Annotated in this window: 3 protein-coding genes; all 3 read left to right on the plus strand. The window is 61.7% G+C overall.

Features of this window, described 5'->3' with window-relative positions; all coding sequences use genetic code 11:
* On the plus strand, positions 1–576 hold a 576-nt coding region (locus EN781_RS31250), incomplete at its 5' end, for an ABC transporter permease subunit (protein ID WP_127400665.1).
* A 7-nt stretch (positions 577–583) separates the two neighbouring features.
* Positions 584–1,498: an ABC transporter permease subunit gene (locus EN781_RS31255; RefSeq protein ID WP_126058104.1), complete on the plus strand. Its 915-nt coding sequence runs from the start codon at positions 584–586 to the stop codon at positions 1,496–1,498.
* A 10-nt stretch (positions 1,499–1,508) separates the two neighbouring features.
* Positions 1,509–2,092: ATP-binding cassette domain-containing protein (locus EN781_RS31260; RefSeq protein ID WP_127400666.1), on the plus strand; the 584-nt coding region annotated here is incomplete at its 3' end.

Raw genomic sequence — 2,092 nt, forward strand, 5'->3', positions numbered from 1 at the left:
CGCCTCTACCGCGTCGTGCTGATCTGGCCTTACGGCATCGCAGCACCTGCGCTGGCGATGGCTTTCCGCTTCATCCTGGCGCCCGAAGCCGGCTTCATGGCCGCCGTCAACAAGGTCTGGCCAGGCTTCTGGGACCCCGGCCTCAATGGTGCCGACGCCATGGCTTCTGTCATCATCGCGTTCTCCTGGAAATATGTCGGCTACAACTTCATCTTTTTCCTCGCAGCCCTGCAGGCAATCCCGCGCTCACTGGTCGAGGCGGCGGCGATGGACGGCTCCGGCGTTCTCAGACGTTTCCGGGATATCCAGTTCCCGTTGATCACGCCGACAATCTTTTTCCTCCTGGTCATCAACATCACCGAGAGCTTTCAGGATTCCTTCGGCATCGTCGACATCATGACGGCGGGCGGTCCGGCGAACGCGACCAATCTGATGGTCTACAAGATCTATTCCGACGGCTTCAAAGGCCTCGATTATTCCGGCGCCGCCGCGCAAAGCATCATACTGATGCTGCTTATCATCGTGCTCACCATCTTCCAGTTCCGCTTCATCGAGCGGCGTGTGCATTACAAGTGAGGCGGGCATGGTCGAGCGCACCCCGATCCTCAACTTGTTCACCCATCTAATCCTGTTCGTCGGCTTCGCATTTTGCGTGGCGCCGTTCATCATCGTCGCGATCGCGGCCTCGCATAATCTGAAGGATGTCAACGACGTGCCGATGTCGCTGCTGCCGGGCAGCGACTTCTGGGTCAACATCAAGGCAGCGTGGACGACGGCCGATCTCGGGCCGAAGCTGTTCAACAGCTTTATCATGGCCGCAGGCGTGGCGGCCGGCAAAGTCATCATCTCGGCGCTCACCGCCTTCTCGATCGTCTACTTCCGTTATCCCGGCCGCATGCTGATCTTCTGGCTAATATTCGTCACGCTGATGCTGCCGCTGGAAGTGCGCATCGTGCCGACCTACGCGGTCGTCGCCAACGTCATGTCGCCATATCAGGCGATCCTCGACGTGACTGGCCTGAGCTGGCTGATCGAGAAGGTCTCGGGGGTGCAGGTCGCACTCAGCCTCGGGCTGCTCAATTCCTATACCGGCCTTATCATGCCGCTGATCGCCACCGCCACCGGCACGTTCCTCTACCGGCAGTTCTTCCTGACTGTGCCGGACGAACTGACCGAGGCCGCGCGCATGGATGGTGCAGGAGCCTTGCGCTTCTTCATCGACATCCTGCTGCCCTCGTCGCGCAACAACATGGCGGCGCTCGGCACAATCATGTTCCTGTGGGCGTGGAACCAGTATCTGTGGCCGTTGCTCATCACCACCGATGCCAGCCACGCCACGGCGGTGACCGAGCTCAAGCAACTCATCCCCAATGTCGGCGGCATTCCCGAATGGAACATCGCCATGGCCGGCACGCTGATCGTCATGCTGCCGCCGCTCGTCGTCGTCGTGGCCATGCAGCGCTGGTTCGTGCGCGGCCTCATCGCCACAGAAAAGTAGGGACCAGCCGATGGCCTCGATCACCATTCGCGACGTCTACAAAAGCTACGCCAAGATGCAGGTCGTGCACGGCGTCCACCTCGACATCGCGTCGGGCGAATTCGTCGTCATCCTCGGGCCGTCGGGCTGCGGCAAGTCCACGCTGCTTCGGATGATCGCCGGGTTGGAGGAGATATCAGGCGGCACGATCGCCATCGACGGCAAGGTGGTCAACAAGCTCGAGCCGCGCGAGCGCGGCTGCGCCATGGTGTTCCAGAACTACGCGCTCTATCCGCATATGAGCGTTTCGCAGAACATCGGCTATTCGCTGAAGGTGGCGGGCGTTCCAGCCGCCGAACGCGCTCAGCGCATCCAGGCGGTCGCGCGCATCCTGGAACTGGAGCACTTGCTCGACCGGAAGCCGATGGCCTTGTCCGGCGGCCAGCGCCAGCGCGTCGCCATGGGCCGCGCCATGATTCGCGAGCCGAAGGTTTTCCTCTTCGACGAACCGCTCTCCAATCTCGACGCCAAGCTGCGCGTGCAGATGCGCTCGGAAATCCGCAAGCTGCACCGGCGGCTGAGCGCCACCTCGGTCTTCGTCACCCATGACCAGGT

Source organism: Mesorhizobium sp. M4A.F.Ca.ET.090.04.2.1 (genome assembly GCF_003999085.1).
GTDB lineage: Bacteria > Pseudomonadota > Alphaproteobacteria > Rhizobiales > Rhizobiaceae > Mesorhizobium.